Annotated in this window: 10 protein-coding genes; 7 read left to right on the top strand and 3 right to left on the bottom strand. The window is 62.0% G+C overall.

Features of this window, described 5'->3' with window-relative positions:
* Positions 1-221: 221 nt before the first annotated feature.
* Positions 222-1,241 (top strand): M42 family metallopeptidase, encoded by a 1,020-nt coding sequence (locus tag ACTNB2_RS02125; RefSeq protein WP_441044734.1) that lies wholly within the window; start codon positions 222-224, stop codon positions 1,239-1,241.
* A gap of 139 nt (positions 1,242-1,380) precedes the next feature.
* Positions 1,381-2,754 carry a hypothetical protein gene (locus ACTNB2_RS02130; protein ID WP_441044652.1) on the top strand — a complete coding sequence of 458 codons (1,374 nt, stop codon included), beginning with the start codon at positions 1,381-1,383 and terminating at the stop codon, positions 2,752-2,754.
* An 8-nt stretch (positions 2,755-2,762) separates the two neighbouring features.
* Here the strand turns inward: ACTNB2_RS02130 and mnmA are convergent, their stop codons facing one another.
* Together mnmA and cysK are read right to left on the bottom strand one after the other, a co-directional pair.
* On the bottom strand, positions 2,763-3,986 hold the full coding sequence (mnmA, locus tag ACTNB2_RS02135) for a tRNA 2-thiouridine(34) synthase MnmA (RefSeq protein WP_441032308.1): 1,224 nt from the start codon (positions 3,984-3,986) through the stop codon (positions 2,763-2,765).
* Between the two features lie 58 nt (positions 3,987-4,044).
* Positions 4,045-4,983 (bottom strand): cysteine synthase A, encoded by a 939-nt coding sequence (gene cysK / locus ACTNB2_RS02140; protein ID WP_154515926.1) that lies wholly within the window; start codon positions 4,981-4,983, stop codon positions 4,045-4,047.
* 251 nt (positions 4,984-5,234) lie between these two features.
* Here cysK and ACTNB2_RS02145 point away from each other — a divergent pair, with 251 nt between their 5' ends.
* On the top strand, positions 5,235-5,663 hold the full coding sequence (locus ACTNB2_RS02145) for an RrF2 family transcriptional regulator (RefSeq protein WP_154515923.1): 429 nt from the start codon (positions 5,235-5,237) through the stop codon (positions 5,661-5,663).
* A gap of 137 nt (positions 5,664-5,800) precedes the next feature.
* Here ACTNB2_RS02145 and ACTNB2_RS02150 read toward each other — a convergent pair whose 3' ends face one another.
* The gene (locus tag ACTNB2_RS02150; protein WP_427717799.1) at positions 5,801-6,166 is read right to left on the bottom strand and encodes a phage holin family protein; all 366 of its coding nucleotides are present in this window, start codon (positions 6,164-6,166) and stop codon (positions 5,801-5,803) included.
* Positions 6,167-6,492: 326 nt separating this feature from the next.
* Between ACTNB2_RS02150 and ACTNB2_RS02155 the strand changes: the two genes are divergently transcribed.
* The 4 genes from ACTNB2_RS02155 (at position 6,493) to dnaE (ending at position 17,828) form a co-directional block, all read left to right on the top strand.
* Positions 6,493-6,792, top strand: coding sequence for a YerC/YecD family TrpR-related protein (locus tag ACTNB2_RS02155; RefSeq protein ID WP_154515917.1), 300 nt, complete (start codon positions 6,493-6,495; stop codon positions 6,790-6,792).
* A gap of 240 nt (positions 6,793-7,032) precedes the next feature.
* Positions 7,033-10,131 carry a PD-(D/E)XK nuclease family protein gene (locus tag ACTNB2_RS02160; RefSeq protein WP_441044654.1) on the top strand — a complete coding sequence of 1,033 codons (3,099 nt, stop codon included), beginning with the start codon at positions 7,033-7,035 and terminating at the stop codon, positions 10,129-10,131.
* 3 nt (positions 10,132-10,134) lie between these two features.
* Complete coding sequence (locus ACTNB2_RS02165; protein WP_441044656.1) at positions 10,135-13,761, top strand: UvrD-helicase domain-containing protein; 3,627 nt, start codon at positions 10,135-10,137, stop codon at positions 13,759-13,761.
* 263 nt (positions 13,762-14,024) lie between these two features.
* Positions 14,025-17,828: a DNA polymerase III subunit alpha gene (dnaE, locus tag ACTNB2_RS02170; protein WP_427727452.1), complete on the top strand. Its 3,804-nt coding sequence runs from the start codon at positions 14,025-14,027 to the stop codon at positions 17,826-17,828.
* Positions 17,829-17,924 lie beyond the last annotated feature (96 nt).

Consider the following 17,924-nt stretch of genomic DNA (forward strand, 5'->3'; position numbering starts at 1 on the left):
CGGACATGTCGGAGGCCCCGCTGCACACTACGTGCGGCGGGGCCTCCTTCTGTCCTGCGGAAAGATTGTGGGGCTAACGGGCGGGGCCCGCCGGCTCGTTATCGTGGCGGGCGCTGCTCTGAGAAGCCCGATGGGTTGTCTCGCTAGGTAAAAAGATGGTTCGCGGTGGTATCGTTGCTGTGGGTTTAATTCGATATGAAAGGGTGACTTTGGTGTCCAAGATGGATTCTACGCTCTCCTATATTACTGACCAGTTGAAGACGCTGACTTCTATTGCTTCGCCTACGGGCTATACCCGTGCGGCGACTGATTATCTAATGGAAACGTTGCGCGATATGGGCTTTGGCCCCGAGCGTTCCAATAAGGGCAACGTGCTGGTTGAGCTTGGCGGCGAGGGCGAGCCGCTTGTGTTGGCGAGCCATGTCGATACCCTGGGCGCCATGGTGCGCTCCATTAAGGACAATGGTCGCCTGCGTCCCACGACGCTCGGCGGGCATCAGTGGTCTACGGCCGATGGCGAGAACTGCACCGTCTACACGCGCGATGGCAATGTGTACACGGGTGTGGTCCTCAATACCGAGCCTTCGGCGCACGTGGCCGACGAGCCGGTCAAGACCATCGAGAAGAACATGGAAATCCTGCTCGATGAGAATGTCGACAGCAAGGATGACGTGCTTGAGCTGGGCATTCAGACGGGCGACATCATCGCTATGGATCCGCGCACCACGGTGACGGAGAGCGGCTACATTAAGAGCCGCTTCTTGGACGACAAGCTGTCGGCCTCCATTTTGCTGGGCTTGGCGCGTGCCGTCGCCGCTGGCGAGGTGACGCTTTCGCGCAAGGTTTCACTGCTCTTTACGGTGTACGAGGAGGTCGGCCACGGTGGCGCTTTCGTGCCGGCCGACACGCGCGAGATGATCAGCGTTGACATGGGTTGCGTGGGTGACGATCTGGGCTGCACCGAGCGCATGGTGTCGATTTGCGCCAAGGATTCGGGCGGCCCCTACAACTACGATCTGGTGACCACGCTGTCCAATATCGCGCGCGAGCTGGAGCTCGATTACGCTATCGACGTGTACCCGCATTACGGCTCGGACGTTGAGGCCACGCTTTCTGCCGGCTACGACATCCGTCACGGCCTGATCGGCCCTGGCGTGTACGCGAGCCACAACTACGAGCGCAGCCACATCGACGGCGTGCGCAATACCTATGAGCTGGTTCGCGCCTACGTTCAGCGCTAGGGGAGCAGCTTGCGACTCGGCTGACCAATCGCTAAGGCCCGATTTCTCGGGCCTTTTTTTCGCTTTGGGTCGTTTAGTATTATGATGTATATAATCTATTAACTAAACGTTTAAATTACTTAACGAGGTGATGCGGTGTATGGATACGTCTGAGTACTTGTCTATGGGTGATGCTGCCCGCCTGCTGGGCGTTACGAAAGCCCGCATATCTCAACTTGCCGCATCGGGAACGCTCGCGTGCGATATTGTGGGCGAACGGAAGATGGTCGAGTACAATTCCGCGGTCGCTTATCAAAAGGTCCGCAAACGTGGACGCCGTCCTGCGGCCGATGTGGGGCGCAAGTTTACGCTGATGTCGGCCGACCATGAGGTCGCGCATGTCTCATTTGATCCGTCGCGCGAATTTCCCTTCGAAATCGCGGAGGTCCTCGATGCACAACGAATGCCGTTTGGCACGTGCTCGAGCTCTTCTCCTACGGTGAATAAACGGGAGCTCAACGTGTGGTGGAGCCATCGGTCGGTGCCCGATGTTCGCCCCGGACTCGTCTCGCGCTATCGTGAACTGGGAATTGCCAGTGGCATCGAGGTCCCGGTTCAGTGCCTGGGCCTCTCGCTTTCGGATTGCTATTGGCTGCTGCCGGCAGAATGCGACGGGCTCAAATGGCGAAACCTCAATTACTTCGAGAATGATTTTGAGCGATCGGCGCCCGAGGGACGTTCGGGTTGGCTGGAGGGCATCGGTCTTAAAAATCCCGACAACACATCCGAGGGCGAGCTTCCTAAATCGTGGATGATTCGCAACGCTGTTCGCGTTCTGGTCAAGGGGTGCGGCATGGACGATCAGCGTCCCTTTAACGAGGCGGTTGCAACGGCTCTACATCGTCGCTTGTTGTCGGAGGGCGAGTTTGTTCCTTATACGGTTGAGCGAATGTTCGATGGCCCTGTGTGTCTGTGCGACGACTTTCTTGACGGCCGCGAGGAATACGTTCCGGCTGTTTACGTTAAGGGCGCACTTGGTAGCCAGCGGGGAAACTCGACATACGACCGGTACTGCCGCTTCCTTGGTAAGCATGGAGCAGGCGAGGCTGCCGTGAGAAGGTCTATGTCTCAGATGATTGTCTGCGATGCCCTTTTGGCCAACAGCGATCGCCATTGGCGAAACTTCGGCATCATCCGCAATGTCGACACCCTGGAGATAAGGCCTGCTCCGCTGTTCGATAGCGGCAACTGCCTGTGGTACAACGTACCAACTGCCGTGCTCGCAGCTGGGGAGTTTGGGTTTTCTGCTAAGCCGTTTGGGCCCGACCCTTCCGTCCAGCTGGCGCTTGCGGACTCACTCGATTGGTTCGATTCATCGCGGCTCAACGGATTTGTTGATGAGGCGATCGAGATTCTTTCGCAGAGCGAATGGGCCACAGCGGAGGGCCGGCTCGAGTCCATTTGCCGCGGCCTCGAGCGTCGCGTTATCGAGGTGAATGCTGCTGTTGGGGTGCTTCGACACGTGCGGCGATAATCCTGCGGCTACTTGATGGCGGCGGTTACGGTGCCGCCGCCCAGGACGACGTCGCCGCGATAGATAACGACGGCCTGGCCGGGGGCGATGGCTCGCTGCGGCTCGTCAAAGGTCAGAAGCATCTGTCCGTCGGCGCCACGTGTAAGGGTCGCTGCCTGGTCCTTTTGACGGTAGCGGTACTTGGTGCCCACGCGAATGTCGCCGGACGTGAGCTCTGCCTCCATGCGGTCGGCAGGGGCACTCCAGATCCAGTCGTTGGCCGTGAGTGCTGTCGCCGTCAGGTCCTCAGCCTCGCCCAGATGCACAATGTTGTTGGCGGCATCGACGCCCGTTACATACACGGGGCGCGCCATCGCGACGCCCAGGCCCTTGCGCTGGCCGACGGTATAGCGCAGTGCGCCGTTGTGGCGTCCGACCACGCTGCCGTCGCGCCATACAATATCGCCTGGCTCGGCGGCATGCCCACAGCGGCGCTCGATATAGCCCGCGTAGTCGCCGTCCGCGATAAAACAGATATCCTCGCTCTCGGCCTTCTTGGCGTTGATGAAGCCCTGCTCGGCGGCAATGCGGCGCACGTCGCGCTCTTTGTCCAACCCTGCCAGCGGAAAGATTGTGCGTGCCAGGCGCTCTTGCGTGAGCGAATACAAAAAGTAACTCTGGTCCTTCTTGGAGTCTTCGCCGCGGTGCAGTTGCCAGGTGCCATCGGGCGCTTGGCTCGTTTTGGCGTAGTGACCCGTGGCAATGTAGTCACAGCCCATATCGAGTGCCGCGTCGAGCAGCGCGCCAAACTTAATATGTCGGTTGCAGATGATGCACGGGTTGGGCGTCAGCCCCTCCTGATAGGCAGTCACGAAGCGCTCGATAACGTTGCGGTCGAAGGCCTGCTGCAGGTCGAGCACATGGTGAGGTATCCCCAGGCGATCGGCGACGGCCTTTGCATCGGCGATGTCACGGTCGACCTTGCTCATGCCCGTGACGGGATCGGGCGCAGGGCAGGTGAGGCGCATAGTGGCTCCGACGCATTCGTAGCCTTGGCACTTGAGCAGATAGGCAGTCACGCTGGAATCGACGCCGCCGCTCATGGCGACGAGCACGCGCTTGTTGTGCATGGGGAGGTTCTCCTTGGTGGCATGTGGCCAAAAAAGAAAAGCGGCGCGGGAGGCTGGTTCCGCGCCGCAGACATTGTAGCAAGTTCGGACGTCTCGTGGGACACCCTGACGGGATGGGCTCAGACCGCCGGGAGAGAGGAGGCAGGTTCGTCCTTGAGCTCAACCTATGGGAAAAAAGGCTCTAGTCCTGGAACAGTGCCGTGGACAGGTAGCGCTCACCGGTATCGGCGAGCAGTGCCACGATGGTCTTGCCCTCGTTCTCGGGGCGCTTGGCTAGCTGCAGCGCGGCCCACACGGCGGCACCGGACGAAATGCCCACGAGCACGCCCTCCTTGTGGCCCACGGCGCGGCCGGTGGCAAAGGCGTCGTCGTTCTCGACGGGGATGATCTCGTCATAGACCTGGGTGTCGAGGACGTCGGGCACAAAGCCGGCACCGATGCCCTGGATCTTGTGCGGACCGGCCTGGCCCTTGGAGAGTACCGGGGAGGTGGCGGGCTCGACGGCGACAACCTGAATCTCGGGGTTCTGCTCCTTGAGGAACTCGCCCACACCGGTCACGGTGCCGCCGGTGCCAACGCCGGCGACGAAGATGTCGACCTTGCCGTCGGTGTCGTCCCAGATCTCTGGGCCGGTCGTGGCCTTATGGATGGCGGGGTTGGCGGGGTTCACAAACTGGCCGGCGATGATGCTGTTGGGGGTCTCCTTCTGCAGCTCCTCGGCCCTGGCGATGGCGCCCTTCATGCCCTTGGAGCCGTCGGTGAGCACGAGCTGTGCGCCGTATGCCTGCATAAGCTTGCGGCGCTCGACGGACATGGTTTCGGGCATGGTGATGATCACCTTGTAGCCGCGAGCCGCCGCCACCGAGGCGATGCCGACGCCGGTGTTGCCGCTCGTGGGCTCGATGATGGTATAGTCGCCGCCGCGCACGAGCTTGCCGGCCTTCTCGGCCTCGTCAATCATGTTCTTGGCGACGCGGTCTTTGACGGACCCGGCGGGGTTGAAGTATTCCAATTTGACGAGCACGCGGGCCTTGAGGTCCTCATCGGCCTCAAAGTGAGTGAGCTCCAAAAGCGGGGTGTGGCCGATAAGCTGATCGATGGACGTATAAACCTTGCTCATGGTGAACCTCCAAGTGTTCAAACGACTGGATACCGTGTGGTTTTACGGTGGCCTAGTAGCTAAACCCATAAACCTTATAGGTTGTTTGTTTAGCTGTTGGCAAGCATAGTAGACACTAAAGCCTAGTAATGCAATAGGAAATAGGAGATTATTACGAGCTGATTAACCACCTTGACTGGAATGGGTATTTTCAAAGCCAATTTTTCGGCTAGAATTTCAACGGATTAAAAGACCGAAAGGCAGCACTATATATGTTGGTTTCTACTAAGGGCAGGTACGCCCTGCGCGTTATGGTCGACCTGGCCGAGCACCAGGCGGCCGGTCGCATCCCGCTCAAAGAGATCGCGGCGCGACAGGGGATTTCCGAGAAATATCTCGAGAACATCTTGGCTACGCTCGTGCGCGCCAACATGCTTTCGGGCATGCGCGGCAAGGGCGGCGGCTACGTGCTCACGCGCCCGCCCGAGCAGTACACGGTGGGAGAGATCTTGCGCCTGACCGAGGGCAGCCTGGCGCCGGTCGCCTGCCTGGATGGCGACTGCAAGGGCTGCTCGCGATCTGACGAGTGCCCCACGCTCGACGTGTGGAAGAACCTGGACAAGCTCATCAACGACTACCTCGACGGTGTGACGCTCGATGCGCTCGTCGCCCCCAACGGGGGCTACGACTACGTCATCTAGCCCCACCAGCCATTTGGGGACGGGGTAGAAATGGTAGATTTTCTTGTCCTCTGAGGCTTGACAAAGGCGAAGGCCGTCCATCGTTGCGATGGACGGCCTTCGTTTTGGCGTGCTGTGGCGGTCCGTATCCGGTTGCTTTAGTTCCTGGCGATGCTGTCGAAGATGCTTCGAGTGATGGACACCAAAATACTACCCATAAAGGCCGACCCAAAGCTGGCAATGGAGATGCCCGCGCCCAGTAGATTTACCGATAGGTAGCTGGCAAGCTCGAGCATAAAGCTGTTGACTACAAGCTGAAAAATACCCAGCGTGATAATGGTGAGCGGCAGCGAGATGACCGTCAGGAGCGGCTTGACGAGCGAGTCGACGACGTTGAGGAACAGTCCCACAAAGGCAAAGCAGACCCAGGCGTCGGCCATGCCGAAGGGCTGAATGCCGGGGACGAGGAACGTGGCGATCGCGATAGCGATTGAGGTCAAAAGCCAGTTGAGCAAGAAGCGCATGGTGGGTTCCTTTCCGGTGCGCGTGACGTGTTGGTGGCGCGTAAGCTCGTTTGCCGCGGCGAATCCGATGGTTGCCTTGGCGTGCGCCTCTGCGTTGGGCGCCCATTGTCTCAGATATTCGTGGAGCTTGCGTGCGCATTCGGTTTCAAAACGGCGTTCGTCCTAAAAAACGCGCCGCTGACAGAGAGTCTTGTCACTTTAGTTTGGTGGTGTGCTAAACTGCTACGGGCAAAAGCCACATGCGTTGCCCTATTGCATAGAATGGGCGAACGATGCCCGGTGCCAGTATCAACTTCGATGCCTTTTGGCGGGTTTGGCGGTGATCGATGAATATCGAGAACATGTTTGACAAGCCTGATGTCAAGCAGCTAGTCCACGCATTTAGTCTTTTGGACGACGAGAAAGATATCCAAGCGTTTTTGACCGATATCTGCACACCGCGCGAGATTTGCGATCTATCGCAGCGTCTGCAGGTCGCGCGCTACCTGGACGAGGGCGAGCCCTATGTCGAGGTTCAGGTCCGTACCGGCGCTTCGTCCACCACGGTGAGCCGTGTATCCAAGGCGCTCAACGGCGAGTACGGTGGCTACCGCAAGATCCTCATTAAGCTGGAGGATGGCGAATAGGCCGCGGCAAAACGAATTGTGAAAAACCGCTCCTCCGGGGGCGGTTTTTATATGCCGAATAATTGGTGCAAGCGAGCCTGTCCCCTTTGCACCAACGGACGAGTCTGACCCCTTGGCACCAATGCGGTGCAAAGCGACTTGTCTCCAAAGCGCCAAAAGATGAAGCTGCGGTGGCAATGTGTCCGCTTGGGCGGGTAGGATGGATGCATTGATTATTGCGAACAGTTTGAGTGGAGGACCATGCCTGTTCGAATCTATACCACTAATGCCGGCACGGATTTGAGCGATGCCGAGTCGGCGCTGCTTGCCGACCTTATTGCCCGCCACGGGCGTGCCGTGCTGCTGGCGCCAACGTTTGCCGAGCTCGACCTGTGCCGTCATGATGCGGCGGAAGCCGGCGTTTCGCTGGGCATCGATTACAAGACGCCCGCGTCGTGGCTTCGCTTGCTTTGGGAGCTTTTGGGCGACGGGCGCGGTTTCGTCGACAACCTGCAGCGCCAGATGCTGTTTTCGGACATGGTCACGCGTCTCGATGATGTCGACCTGCAGCCGCTTTCGCGCAGCCAGGGCACGGTGCGCATGCTTGCGCGCATGGCCCGCGATGTGCTGCCAGGTGTGGCGGGGACAGCTGCCGAGCGATGCCGTGGCAACAATTGCCGGCCTGAGCCAAAAAGCGATGCCGAGGCTCGTGTGTTCGAGCTTTTGCGTGCCTACGCGGGCGGTTTGGACCGTCGAGATATGGTCGAGCCCTGCGAGGCGGCTGACATTATGGCCAGCGCCCTGGCCGATAATCTGCCGGCGTGCGCCCGTGCCGTCTGTGTACGCGGCGTCACGTCGTTTACGCACGGTCTGCTCGAGCTGCTGTCTGCTGTGGCGAACAGTGGGGGAGAGGTCGTCGTGCTGCTTGCTCGCGAGCAGGCGGCGATGCGCGAGGAACTTGCCGCGGCATTTGATGCCAGCGGTGTGCTGTTTGAGGTCGCGCCGCTGGGGGAGGACGCCGTCGCGTCTGATGCCGCTTGTGGAGCTACCGCTCAGCCTGCCTTTATTGAGGTCTCCGGCCCCCACGCCCGTGCTCATGCTTATGCGGACGCAATTGATGGTCTGGTAAAAGCGCGCCAGGGTTTCGGGGCCGACGATACCGCCGGCCTCTCCGCCGACCCCGTACGCGTGCTCGTTGTTTCTGCCCGGGCACCCCAGCTGTTCGGTGAGCTTGCCTCTCGTCTGGCGGCTCGTCATATCGCTGCCGAGACAACTGAATTCACGGCGTTTTCCCAATCCATTGCGGGCAGGCAGTTTGCGGCGCTTGCCAGCTTGATCGAGCGCATGAAGGCGGCCGATGAGGGTGTGGCGTCAAAGACCGAGTGGTGGCCCGCGCCTGAGCTTGCCGACTGGATCTACAGTCCGCTTTCGGGCGCTGATGCCGCCAATGCCCGTATCTTCGATCGGAATATGCGTCTCTCGCGTAGCAAGACTACCGCGGGCGTTAAGAGCCTGCTGCAGAGCGTGCAAGGCCAGGTGAGGGGCGCACGCAAGGCGGCGAGCGACGAAAACTGGTTTAAGAACGTACCGTGTGTGGTCTCGGACGTGTTCCAGGCACTGTGGCGCGACAAGCCCGTGACGGCGCTCAAGGCCATGCTTGCCGTTGCCGAGGCGTTGCCCGATCGCTCGCTGGGCAGCCTGGATGGCCAAGCTCGTCGCCAAGCGGAGACGGCCCTGCTGCGCCACGCCATCGACATCCTTATGAATGGCGCCCGCGCGCTCGACGTGTCACAGGCCGCGACCGTGCCCGTGCTCGATGGCATTCGCACCAAGGTGGACAAGCGTAGCACCGCCTACGATTACGAGACCTACGAGGTTGACGGTGCGCCACGTGCCCAGGTTCGCTTTGCCTCGCTTGCCGATGCGGCGGCTCTGCGCCCCGGCAGCTACGATGCCGTGCTGTTTGCCGATGTCGATCTGGACAGCTATCCGCTCTCACACGAGGAAGGACCGCTGGCCACGTTGGCTGCGAGCCTTGGTCGCGAGGGCGTGACGCTTGAGCCTGCGGCCTTGTTGCGCGTGCGCTTTGGCCACGCGATGCGGGCGGCACGTGGCCCGGTTGCGCTTGCGCGCGTGACGCACGATCGCCAGGCGCGCGAGTGCTATCCGGCTGCCGTGTGGACCGAGTTGCGGGCGCATGCCGAGGCCACCGGTGCCGCTCAGGTGACATGCGTGGGCGAGGGCGATATCGTAGGTGATTTTGACCCTGCAGCCGGCAAGGGCCTCAAGCGCGAGCGCGTGGCATGCGAGGCTCCTCAGCATTTGAGCGAGGCGGCCGTGCCATATCTGGTCTTGCGCCATCGGGACGGTGAGGGCGAGGACGCGCCGCTTGTACCGCGTCTGACGTCTGCCTCGCAGATCGAGGCCTATTCCACCTGCCCGCTGTGCTGGTTCGTCTCGTATCGCGTTAAGCCCCAGTCTATCGACGCGGGTTTTGGCAACATGGAGAAGGGCAACTTTGTCCACGACGTGCTGGAACATCTGCATGCCCGTTTGCCCCAAGAGGGCATGGAGCGTGTGACGCCCGAAAACCTGCCGCGTGCGCAGGAGCTGCTGCACGAGGTCTTTGCCGAGACCTTGGCCGAGCACGCCGGCAAACGTGGCAACGAGGGCCCGCTGGTGCCGCTCTCGCCGGTGGAGGAGCGTCAGGTGGCCGAGATCTTGCCGCAGCTGGAGGGCGTGCTTGCCTACGAGTCCGAGGCGCTTGCCCCCTTCGCTCCGCGCTACCTGGAGTTTGCGTTCAACGAGCTCCAGGTCGAGTATGCCGGCTGGCCGCTCGGCGGGCGCATCGACCGTGTGGATGTGGATGCCGAGAATCGCGCTGTGGTGATTGACTACAAGCATCGCACGGGCGTTGAGGAGTTTAAGCTCGCCGACCCTACGGTGCGCGACGAGGAATCGGGCACGGCGCCCATCGACGATCCGCGCTGGTTGCCGCCACATACCCAAACGCTCATCTACGCCCAGGCCATGCGCCGGGCGCTGGATTTGGATACCCGTGCGGCACTCTATTTTTCGACCAAGGGCGGCAAGCCCGCGTTGCGCGGTGCCGCGAGCGCCGAGCTGCTCGAGGAAGAGCGTGGCGACGGTCGCATCCCGGGCCTTAAGAAAGGTTTTCCCGGCGAGGGTGGCAGCATGGACTTCGACGCCCTGCTCGATCGCGTGGAGGCCGGCATCGCCGAGCGCTTGCGCGAACTCGAGGCGGGCAACGTCACTGCTGTCGACCCGGCGTCGACACAGGCCGCGCATGCCCGCTGCTCGTATAACCACGAAGGAACGTTTGTAAGGAGGGACGTGTAGACCATGGATCTTTCGACCTTGATGCCGCAACAGCTGCAGATCGTCAAGACGCTCGACCGTCCGCTGTTTGTCTCGGCGGGCGCCGGTTCGGGCAAGACCTTTACCCTCACGCGCCGCATCGTCTACGCGCTCTCGCCCGAATCCGGTCCGTTCGTCGAGCATCTGGACCAGGTGCTCGCCATTACCTTTACCAAGGATGCCGCGGCCGAGATTCGCGATCGCGTGCGCCGTGCGCTTATCGACGAGGGCATGGACGAGGAAGCGCTGACCGTCGACGACGCGTGGATCTCGACCATTCACGGCATGTGCTCGCGTATCCTGCGCGCACACGCGCTGGAGTTGGGCATCGACCCCGAGTTCACGGTGCTCACCGATACCGACGAGCTCATGGACCAGGCTGTTGAGCATGTGCTGGCCCGCGCGACGGCACCCGATGCCGCCCCCGAGCTCGCGGCATCGCTCAAGGCCCTCTACGCCTGGTATCCCATGGCGGGCGAGGGCGGCCCCTTTGGCGCCGGCACGACCATCAAGGGCCTGGTACGCGACCTGCTGGAGCTCTCGAGCCAGCTGCCGGGCGGCATGGACGACGTGCGCGTGGCGCGCGGCCAGGCCGATACCTCGGCGCTCGCCGATGCCTATCGATCGGCGCTGGGCGCAAGCAAGGCCGCGACCGAGAAGGCGCAGACGGCGCTCGACGCCATCGACGCGTTCGAGGCGAGCGGCAAGACCATGGCCGATGCGGCGCGACTCATGATGTCGTGCACCATGCCGCGCGCGAGCAAGGCCTTCCCCAAGGAGCAGGTCGAGCTGCTCAAGGCCGAGGCCGCCGATGCATTTATCAATATCGTGCTTGCCTGCGGTGCCCCCGCGCTCGATGCACTGGTGGGCTTGGCCCGCTCTGTAGAGGCCGAGTATCGCGCACTGAAGGCTGCCCAGTCCGCCCTCGATAATAACGACCTGCTGCGCATGGCCTACGAGGCCCTGCGCGATTACCCTGCCATTCGTGCTGCGTACGAGGGCCGCTTTAAGATGGTCATGATCGATGAGTTCCAGGATACCGACCAGATGCAGGTCGACCTGATACGCTACCTGACGGGTGCGGGGGAGCGCGCGCTGTGCACCGTGGGCGATGCGCAGCAGTCGATCTATCGCTTCCGCGGCGCCGAGGTCGAGGTGTTCCGTCGCCAGGAGCGCAAAGTGGAATCGACGGCGGCGTCGGAGACGGTTGCCACGTCCGACGCCCCCGCCGGCGAGCTCGTCAAGCTCGTGCGCAACTTCCGCAGCCACGACGAGGTGCTGCGCTATGTGGCCCGCGTCTTCGACGGCGATGACGGCGGCCTGATGCGGGGCTTTTTGGATCTTGAGGCGAGCGACGGCCGCAAGGACACGCTGGTGGCGGATGCCTCGCGCCGCCAGGCCCTCTTTGTTGCCGGCGGCAGTACGCAGGAGCGCACACAGGCCAAGGCCCGCGCGATCGCGGAGCGATTCCGCGCGCTTGCCGATGCCGGCCAGCCCCAGGGCGGCATGGTGCTGCTGCTGGGCCGCATGACCAACGCAGACGTCTACGCACAGGCCTTCCGTGACCAGGGGCTCGACTGCGTCATCGCGGGCGGCTCGGTCTTTGCCCAAGCTGCCGAGGTGCAGACGGTGCGCGCCCTGGTTTGTGCCCTCGCCAATCCGGCCGATACGGCGCAGGGTCTTATGCCACTGCTGGCCTCGCCGATGTTTGCACTCGGCGCCCAGGAGTTCCTGGCGCTGGCGACCAAACTCGACGATCAGACGGGCGAGACGTCGCGCCGCAACATCGATGCGGGCATCATGAGCGATTCCGATGTGCCGGGCTTGCAGGGCTTGCCGCTCGTGACGCGTGCCCGCGAGGTGCTGCGCTACGCACTGCGTCGCGTGGGGCGTGATTCGTTTGCCGCCATCGCGCGCGACGCGGTCAATGCCTCCGGCTGGTTCGTGCGCCTGGCACAGCGCGGCCCCGAGGGCAAGGCCATCGCCGCCAACGTGCTCAAGGCGCTCGATGCCGTGGCCGAGGCGGAGGCCGAGTTCGGTAACTCGCCGCGCTCCATTGCGCTTGCCTTCGATCGCTTCCTGGCGGGCAAGGAGGCCCCGGGCGCCCTCAACGAGGAGGGCGACGGCGCGGTGCGCATCATGACGGTTCATGCCTCCAAGGGTTTGGAATATCCGGTCGTGGCGGTCGCCGAGTGCTTTGGCGTGCGTAAGTCCTCGGGTGCGGCACAGATGGGTCGCGTCGAGGGCGGAGCGCGGGTCGTGGCGCTGCCGGCACGCTTCGACGGCGTTAAACTCGCGGACGGCACGTTCGTAAAGGGCGATGACGTCAAAAAGCAGTTTGAGCATGCGTTTAAGGGCAAGGGCACGTCGCTGTGGCTACCGCCGGAGCTCATGGAGGACGTCTGTGCGACGGGTTCTCCCGCCGAGGCATTTGCCCGCCTGCGCAACGACGACCTGCAGCTTTCGCTCGAGGAGCGGGCCCGTTTGCTCTATGTTGCCATGACCCGTGCGCGCGAGCTGGTGATCTTGGCGATGGATGCGGGCGTGAGCCGTGGCAAGGTGACGGCGCCGACCTTCGATGTCGAGACCGATCTGACCTACGACGTGCTGCGCCGCATTCTGCCGACCGACGCTCTGGACATGCCGCAGCTCGATGCCGACCGCCTGGTATTCGACAACTCCCAGCCGGGCGACTACGAGCTCATTTCGCTTTCGGACTTTACCTTTGGCGAGCAAGCGTTTGAGGCCAACGCTTCGCTGGATGCCGAGGGCAGGCTCGTTCGTGGCGATACCGATGTCGCCGATAATGCTGTGCACTCAACCGTGCCCGGTCCTGCCGACCCCAAGCCCGATTCGTTTGAACTCGTATATCCCCAGGCGGCGGGCGTGCGCATGGGCACGTGTCCGTTCCCGGTGCGTGATTCGTACAGCTATTCGTCGATCGCCGCGGCGCTCCATGCCGAGACGGAAGACCGTGCCGCCGAGGCGCGTGTTCCCATGGACGAGGCAGGCGACGATGCCGAGTCGGATGGCTCGGAGATGGCCGATGCAGGCGTGGCTGCTGTCGAGCCCGCCGGCAACCCCATGGCGCTGGGCTCGGCGTTCCATGCCGCCTGCCAGTGGCTCATCGAGATGGGTGCCGATGCGCTGCCCGCTGAGCGTGCCGATGCGCTGACGCGCCTGTGGTGCCTGACGCCGGAGCAGCGCGAGCGTTTTGACGTTGCCCTGAATCGCTGGCTCAGGTCGTCGGTCCGTGCCGAGCTTCTTGCCTGGCCGTGCGTCCGTGCCGAAGTGCCGTTCTTCTCGCTGGGCTGCGAGGACAAGGACATTGCCCGCTACGGTGCATATGCCGAGGGCGCCATCGATGCGCTGGCGACCGACCCGGCCGATCCGTCACGCGCGCTGGTCATCGATTACAAGACGGGTGGCACGCCGGATGAGACACCCGACCAGCTGCTCGAGAAGCACGCCCTGCAGGCGCGCGTCTATTCGGATGTTCTGCATAAGGCGGGCTTTAAGACGGTGACCGTCAAGTTCGTCCGCGTGGAGCAGACGGCCCCAGCTGTCTTAGTCGAGCTCGCCGAGCCCCAGGTGGTCACCTACAACCTCTAACCCTCAGATAACGTGCGGTGGAATCCTTTTCGATTCCACTGCAGCTCAGGGGTAGCTAATTTGGGACGGGGCTCTTTTAGCTACCCCCATACATCGGTTGAGATGTATTCCGACCCCGACTCGTTCGCCGTCAGTCAAAGGGTAGCTAAAAAAGCCCCGTCCCAAATTAGCTACCCGTGTGGGTTTGGCTAGGTTCGGGCGCTGTCCGTGCCGTGGGGTAAAATCGTTCAGTCAGAACACGAACCCGCATCGGAGCTCATCACATGGCATTCGTCCATCTGCACAACCACACTGTTTTCTCCATGCTCGACGGCGCAACCCGTATCCAGGATATGGTCAACCGTGCCGTAGAGCTGGGCATGCCCGCCGTGGCCATTACCGACCACGGCTACATGTATGGCGTGCCCGATCTGGCGCTGGCCTGCGACGCCGTCAACCACAATACGCCCGAGTACAAAACGTGGAGCCACGACAAGGCCTTCTTGGAAAAGGACCGCCGCGACGAGCTGGTGGAGCCCGATCCCGAGGCAAACCCGCGCGAGCATGCCCAGTATGTGAAGGACATGGCCATGTGGGACGAGAAGGGCAATATCGACGAGCTCAAGCCGCCTTTGGTCATCAAGCCCATCTTTGGCTGCGAGGTCTACTTTACGCCGGACGAGACGCTCGCCCGCGACCACAAGCCCGAGCTCTACCATATGATCCTTCTGGCCAAGGACCAGGAGGGCTACGTCAACCTGATGCAAACGGTCTCCGAGGCCGCCGTGCAGGGCTTTTACTACAAGCCGCGCGTGACGCTCGACAACCTGCGCCGCCACGCCAAGGGCATGATCTGCACCAGCGCCTGCATCGCGGGCATCATCCCCAAATACATCGACCGCGGTGACATGGAAGGCGCCATCAAGTGGGCCGAGACCTTCCGTGATACCTTCGAGCCTGGTGACTTCTACATCGAGATCCAGGAACACGGCATTACCACCGATAACGGCCTGACCGACGAGCAGATGGACCGCACGCTCATTGATATCGCCAAACAGGTGGGCGTCAAGGTCATCGCCACCAACGACTTCCACTACCTGCGCCGCGAGGACGCGCCCGTGCAGGACGTCATCATGTGCATCGGCATGAACGCCAAGGTCGACGATCCCAACCGCATGCGCATGACCGGCTCGGAGTTTTACATGAAGACCGAGGAGGAGATGCGGGCGATGTTCCCGTATTGCCCCGAGGCCTGCGACAACACGCTCGAGATCGCCGACAAGTGCTACGTTGAGCTGGACTGGGACTCCATCATCCTGCCGCGCTTTCCGCTGCTCGATCCCGGCGAGACGCACGAGAGCCAGTTCCGCCGCGAGTGCGAGAAGGGCCTGCGCCAGCACTACGGTGACGACTGGGCCACGCGCGAGATCGGTGGCGTCAACATCAAAGAGCGCTTTGAGTACGAATACAAGGTCATTTGCGACAAGGGCTTTGCCGCCTACTTTTTGATCGTCGCCGAGTACGTGCAATGGGCCAAGGACAACGGCATCGGCGTCGGCCCCGGCCGTGGCTCGGCCGCCGGCGCTATCGTCGCCTACGCCATGAACATCACCGCGTTCGACCCGCTCGAGAACGGTCTGATGTTCGAGAGGTTCCTGTCCCCGCAGCGTACCGAGATGCCCGATATCGATATGGACTTCGACGATGAGCGGCGTCTCGAGGTCGTGGAGCACGTTCGCCAGCTCTACGGTCCCGAGAAGGTCACCCACGTCATCACCTACTCGACCATTAAGGCCAAGCAGGCCATCAACGATGCCGCGCGCGTCCTGGACTACCCGGTCTACATGGGCCAGCGCCTGTCCAAGATGGTCTCGAGCGACCCCAAGGTCAAGCTCAAGCAGGTGCTCGAAAAACAACCCGGCAAAGAGGATCTGTTTAACCCCGACTTTGCCGAGGCCTATAAAAAGGACGACGACGCCCGCCGCATCATCGACACGGCGCTCTCGATCGAGGGCCTCACCCGTGGCGAGGGCGTGCATGCGTGCGCCGTTCTGATCTGCCGCGACCCCGTCAACGAGCACGTGCCCACCAAGCTCGACACCAAGGGCGGCGTCGAGATTACCCAGTACGAGGGCCATACCGTTGCCGACATGGGCCTGCTCAAGATGGACTTCTTGGGCCTGCGTACGCTGACGGTTATCTCCAAGGCCAAGGCAAACATCAAAAAGAACTTCGGCATCGACATCAAAGAGGAAGAGATTCCCTTTGACGATCCCGAGATCTTTAAGCTCATGGGCTCCGGCCACACCGCCGGCGTCTTCCAGGTCGAGTCCGCCGGCATGACGGCCACGATCAAGAACATGAAGCCCACCGAGTACAAGCACGTCGTGGCATTGATCGCCCTGTACCGCCCGGGCCCGCTGGGCGCCGGCATGGTTTCGTCCTACATCAACCGTATGAACGGCAAGGAGCCGGCCGTCTCCTACGACGACCGTCTGGACGACATCTTGGGCGAAACCTACGGCACCATGGTCTACCAGGAGCAGGTTATGCTCATCTCCGTCGAGATGTGCGGCTTCTCCAAGGGCGAATCGGACTCGCGTATCCGTAAGCCCGTGGCTAAGAAGAAGATCAAGCTGCTCACGTCGACGGTGCTCCACTGGGAGGATGGCTCGGACGAGACCACCTACGACCACTGGATGAACGGCGCTATCAAGAACAACTACACGCGCGAGGTCGCCCAGAAGATTTGGGACGATGTTCTCGAGTTCGCGTCCTACGCCTTTAACAAGTCGCACTCCGCCGGCTACGCCATCTTGGTTATGCAGACGGCGTGGCTCAAGGCGCACTATCCGCACGAGTACATGGCGGCCGTCCTGACGTCCTATACGGGCAAGACCGACAAGATCGTGCACTACGTCTCGGCATGCCGTCACGACGGCATCCCCGTGCTTTCGCCAGATGTCAACGAGTCCGGTACCGAGTTCACGGCTACCAAGGAAGGTGTGCGCTTTGGTCTGGCCGGCATCCGCGGCGTGGGCACCGGCGTGGCGCAGGCGATTATCGCCGAGCGCGAGGCGGGCGGTCCGTTTAAGACGCTGCATGATTTTGTCGAGCGCGTGGACTCGAGCCAGGCCAACCGTCGCGTGATCGAATCGCTCATCAAGGCAGGTGCCTTCGACTCCACGGGGTATCCGCGTCGTCAGATGATGCACTTTGTGGACAAGAACAACCCCGAGAACATCATCGATGCCGCGGCAAAGCGCCAGAAGGATCGCGCGAGCGGCCAGACGTCGTTCTTCGACATGTTTGGCGACGTTGAGGGCTCGGGCTTTGAGGTGAGCGTACCCGATCCGGATGGCCAGGAGTGGGACCGCCACCTTAAGCTGAGCCAGGAGAAGGAGGTTCTGGGCATCTATGTCTCGGACCACCCGCTGCGCCCGTTTGAGTATGCGCTCAGCAAAGCGCGCGACTTCTCGTTCTCGCAGATCGACACCGGCTACGAGGTGCAAAACCCCACGGGCGGCACCATCAACCAGGAAATTCCCGAGGGCAAGGCGCTGTGGTGGGCCGGTATGGTCTCGAGCGTGTCCAAGCGCGTGACCAAAAACGGCGACCCCATGGGCATCGTGCAGCTCGAGGACATGGAAGGCGAGGCCACGGTCGTGGTGTTCCCCAAGACCTTCAAGGAGGCCGAGGGGTATCTGTACGGCGAGGTCGATCCCGAGACCGGCGCGCAGCTGTCCGATGCGTTTGTGCGCATTAAGGGCAAGCTCGAGCGCTCGGACCGCGGCGACCAGATCATCGCGCAGGAGATTGTGCCGCTTGAGCTCAACGAGGAGAACAACAAGCCCAAGGTGTTTGAGGTCATGGTGCCCAACAGCCGCTTTAGCCAGGGCAACATGGCGCGTCTTGCCACGGTGCTCACCGCCAACCCGGGCGGCGACCGCGTAGAGATCTTTATCGAGCAGGCGGACGGGCGCGTGCTGCGTGCCGAGGTACCTGCTAAGGTCAACGCACGCTCGATTCCGCTGTTGGCCGAGGCCAAGGCCATCGTGGGTAACCAAGGCAGAGTGACGGTGATCTAAGGACGCCGTTGGCGGGGTAGCTAATTTGGGACGGGGCTTTTTTAGCTACCCTTTGGCTGACGGCGAATGAGTCGGGGTCGGAACACATCTCAACCG

It is taken from the genome of Collinsella sp. HCP28S3_G2 (assembly GCF_052065125.1).
Classification (GTDB): domain Bacteria; phylum Actinomycetota; class Coriobacteriia; order Coriobacteriales; family Coriobacteriaceae; genus Collinsella.